The sequence below is a fragment of the Kitasatospora sp. NPDC001225 genome (assembly GCF_053597855.1).
In genome coordinates, this window is record NZ_JBSFJC010000272.1 from 1 (window position 1) to 4491 (window position 4491).

The following is a 4491-nucleotide window of genomic DNA, read 5'->3' on the forward strand; positions in this document are numbered from 1 at the left end:
TCCGCGGAGACCACCACGGTGTGGGACACCCCGGGGGTGTTGTCCACGAAATTGGTGATCAGCCAGTTCAGGTTCTGTGCGGCCTGGCTCATCTGAGTCAACTCAACGCTCCTGGTGGTTCGAGCCGCCGAAGAGATCGGTGCTCCGGTTCTGTCCGTTGCCGGACTGGTCTACCTGATCGGGGTCGATCCGGAAGCTTCCGGTGTTACCGGCGCTGCGGCCCTGCTCCACACCGCGGCGCAGGTTGGTGAGGCGGCCACGGACCTCCTCCGGGCTGCGGGAGACCTGCGGCCCGTCCTGCGGGGTGGACTTGGCGTTGCCGGGCACCAGGTTCTGCTTGGGCACGCGCCGCGGCAGACCGGCACCGGTGGTGCCGCTGGAGGAGGGCTCGCGCAGCTGCTCGGCCCGCTGCCAGTCGCCGTCGTTCGGCGACTGCCAGGCGGCGCGGGCGGTCGGGCCGGTCGGGCCGTAACCGCCGAGCGAGGACACGTCGTGGCCGCGCTGGGTCTCGGGCGCCGAGGTGTCCTTGGCGCCGGCGAACCAGTTCGGGCTGTCGCCGGACTGGCCGCCGCCGGCCGGCGCGGCGGGGAGGCCGCCGCCCGCCAGCTGCTCGCCGGGACGGCGCTGCGGCAGCCCGGACGGCAGGGTGGCGTGCGGCTCGGCGGCGGGCAGCGCGGGCGGCTCGGGGGCGTACGGGTGGCCGGCCGGGGAGTCCTGGGCCGGGCGGCCGTACTGGTCGTCGGCGTACCCGTCCTGCTGGTAGCCGCCCTGGTCGTAGCCGTACCGGTCGTCGGCGTACTGCTCGCCGGCCTGGCCCTGCTGCTGGTCGTAGCCCTGGGGGGCGTACTGGTCGTAGCCGTCCTGGGCGTACCCGTCCTGCTGGTACTCGTCCTGCTGGTAGCCGCCCTGGTCGTAGCCGTACCGGTCGTCGGCGTACTGCTCGCCGGCCTGGCCCTGCTGCTGGTCGTAGCCCTGCGCGGCGTACTGGTCGTAGCCCTGCTGGTAGTCCTCCTCGACCTCGGCGTCGACCACCGGCGCCTGCGGGGCGCTCTCCAGGGCCGCGCGGCGGACCTGGTCGAGGCGCTGCGAGCGCTGGACGGCCTCCAGGGCGGGGCTGAACCCGCTGGAGCCGGCGTTGCCGGTGCCGGTGAGGTGGTCGTCGAAGCCGAGCTCGGCCGCGCTGCGGGCGCGGGTGTCCGGCGCCCACTCGGCGGCCGGCTCCTGCTCGGCGAAGATCCGGGAGACGGTGAACTGCTCGTCCGGCTCCGGCGCCGCACCGGACTGGGTGACGAACGGCGGGAGCATGACCAGCGAGGTGGTGCCGGCGGACTCGCCGGACGGGCGGAGCTGGACGCGGATGTCGTGCCGCTGGGACAGCCGGCCGACCACGAACAGGCCCATGCGGCGGGAGATGGTGGCGTCCACCGTGGGCGGCTCGGCCAGCTTCTCGTTGATCTCCGCGAAGTCCTCGGCGGTGAGGCCGATGCCCTTGTCGTGGATCTCGACCAGCACGCGGCCGTCCGGCAGGCGGGTCGCGTTGACCAGCACCCGGGTCTGCGGGCTGGAGAACGAGGTGGCGTTCTCCAGCAGCTCGGCGAGCAGGTGGACGAGGTCGGTCACGGCGGCGCCGACGACGTCGACCTCCGGGATGCCGGAGAGCTCGACGCGCTCGTACTGCTCCACCTCGGACGCGGCGGCGCGGAGCACGTCGACCAGCGGGACCGGGGTGTTCCAGCGGCGGCCGGCCTCCTCGCCCGCGAGGACGAGCAGGTTCTCACCGTTGCGGCGCATACGGGTGGCCAGGTGGTCCAGCTTGAAGAGGTTCTCCAGCTGGTCCGGGTCGGCCTCGTTGTTCTCCAGGTCGGTGATCAGCGCCAGCTGGCGCTGGATCAGGCTCTGGCTGCGGCGCGACAGGTTGGTGAAGATCGCGTTGACGTTGCCTCGCAGCAGGGCCTGCTCGGCGGCGAGCGCCACGGCCTGCTGGTGGACCTGGTCGAACGCCCGGGCGACCTCGCCGATCTCGTCCTTGCCGTGCAGCGGGATCGGGGTCACCGAGGTGTCGACCCGGTCGGGGTCGGTCTTGGAGAGCTTCTCGACCAGGTCCGGCAGGCGGTGGTCGGCGATCTCCAGGGCGGCGCTGCGCAGGGTGCGCATGCCGAGGATCATCGAGCGGGCCACGTAACCGGTCAGCAGGCCGGCCAGGATGAGCGCCGCGACGACGATGACCGTGTTGAGGATGGCGTCGTAGAGCGCGTTGTCCTTCAGGTTGCGGGAGTCGGTGAGGACCTCGTCCAGCAGCGCGAGCTCGGTGTTCCGCAGGGCCTGGATGTGGGTGTCGGTGGCCTGGTTCCAGTTCTCCTGGGTCAGGCCGGCGTTCTTCGCCTCGGTGTACGCGGCGTCGGCGACCGCCTTGCCCTTCTGCTGGCCCTCCGCGGCGGCCTGGCTGTACGAGGCGCCGAGCTGGAGCAGGCCCTGCATGGTGGGCGGCGCGCCGTTGGGCATCTTGTACGCCGAGCGGTCCTGGGCCGCGGTCTGCGCGATCTGCGCGGCCGCGTACTTGGCGGCGTCCTCGGGGGCGCTGCCGGTGTTGAACTCGTTGATGGAGACCTGTTCCAGCTTCTCCGAGATCAGGATCTGCTGGATCACGTCCTGGTTCTCGTAGCGCGTGGTGACGTTCGCCGAGATGCCGACCAGCAGGTTGAGCATCAGCGCGCGCTGGGTCGACGCCGCGGCCTTGGCCAGCGACATCGCGTAGATCGCGCGGCCCTTGCTGGTGGCGTTGGCGGAGCCCAGGCCGACCGAGTTGTCGAAGGCCAGCAGCGGGTCGAGCATCACCGAGTACGCGTTGGCCGTGGCGCTGATGAACAGCTCCGGGTTGTACGCGTTGGCCCGCAGGTGCGGCAGGTCGACCACCAGGGTCTGGAAGGCCTCGTGACGCCGGGGGAGCTCACCGGACTTGTCGGAGGCCGCGTAGGCGGCGTTGTACGCCTTCAGCGCGGCGTCGGTGGCGCCGCGGCGCTTGGCCACCTCGTTGTTCGGGTCCTGCTTGGTGAGCAGGGGTATGAGCGTCTTGTCGCGCTCGTTCTCCAGCGCCTCGGCGAGTTCGGTCGCCGCCTTGGCCAGCTCCGCGGTCTTCTCGGCGCGGGAGGCCTTGATGAAGCCGTCGACCGAGGTGTTCACGCGCAGACCACCGAAGACGAGACTGATGGTCACGGGGATCAGCAGGATCGCGATCAGACGGGTCGGCACGCGCCAGTTGCGCGGGCGGAGGAAGTCGTACCGGCTCGATCCGCCGTCGCCCGACGAGCCGCCGCCGCGGGGTGTCGCGGCCGGGGGCTCGGGAGCCGGGACGGTGCTCTGGGAGCGTTCCTCGGTGGGAGCGAACGCGGAGAATCCGGCCGGGTCCCCCGGGGTACCGTTCGGCTCGCTCTGGCGGGGCTCGGAGCGCCGCTGCGGGGCGGGTTGCTGCTTACGCCTCACTCGACAACTACCTCTCGGCCGACTGCCGGCCATGGATCAATCCAGCGCTACCCCTGGGCCCTGAACCGCCGCCGTAGGGGCCGGCGCAGGAGAAACCAGGGGTAGCTGGAATTTCAGCACGTGCGGGGATGGGGGACAAACAGCCGCCGTCCGGCACCCGCCTCGGTACATTCTGGACATTCACCGACATGACGGAGCAAAACCGTGGTCACCTGGCGCTGAGTGACGCTGTTTCGCCACGCTGAGTCATTGTTGATCACAAAATGCCTACCGAACTGTTATCCGCTGCTTATACACGGGTCTTGCGCGCGGCCCCCGGAGGTCACCCGCGGGTAGGCACCGCGGTCCCGACGGCCCGTCGCGGGGGACGGACCGTCGGGGCCGTGCGGTTCCCCCCTCGCTCAGCGGAGCCGGGCGAGCAGGGCGTGTTCGACGAGGGTGATGAGGGCGCTCTTGGCGCTGTCGCGGCGGCGGGCGTCGAGGGTGATGACGGGGGTGTCGGCGCCGAGTTGGAGTGCTTCGCGGACTTCGTCGGGGGTGTGGGGCTGGTGTCCGTCGAAGCCGTTGAGGGCGACGACGAAGGGCAGTCCGCTGTTCTCGAAGTAGTCGAGGGCGGGGAAGCAGTCGGCGAGGCGGCGGGTGTCGACGAGGACGACGGCTCCGATGGCGCCTCGGACGAGGTCGTCCCACATGAACCAGAAGCGGTCCTGTCCGGGGGTGCCGAAGAGGTAGAGGATGAGGTCTTCGTCGAGGGTGATGCGGCCGAAGTCCATGGCGACGGTGGTGGTCGTCTTGCCGGAGACGTGGCTGAGGTCGTCGATGCCGGCGGAGGCCGAGGTCATGACGGCTTCGGTGCGCAGGGGGTTGATCTCGGAGACGGCGCCGACGAGCGTGGTCTTGCCGACGCCGAAGCCGCCCGCGACGACGATCTTCGCGGAGGTGGTGGCGCGGGTGGGGGCGGCCGCGTTAGAGCTTGCGAAGTCCACTGAGGACCCTTTCGAGCAGCGTGAC

2 protein-coding genes and 1 pseudogene are annotated in these 4491 nt (G+C 70.9%); all 3 read right to left on the minus strand.

Annotated features, from left to right (window positions below; genetic code table 11):
• A pseudogene (locus tag ACWDCZ_RS38930) lies at positions 1-92 on the minus strand (roadblock/LC7 domain-containing protein); the annotation flags it as partial.
• A 10-nt stretch (positions 93-102) separates the two neighbouring features.
• Positions 103-3480, minus strand: a complete 3378-nt coding sequence (locus tag ACWDCZ_RS38935) for a sensor histidine kinase (RefSeq protein ID WP_449818428.1) — start codon at positions 3478-3480, stop codon at positions 103-105.
• A gap of 401 nt (positions 3481-3881) precedes the next feature.
• Positions 3882-4466, minus strand: coding sequence for a GTP-binding protein (locus tag ACWDCZ_RS38940; protein WP_074001502.1), 585 nt, complete (start codon positions 4464-4466; stop codon positions 3882-3884).
• Positions 4467-4491 lie beyond the last annotated feature (25 nt).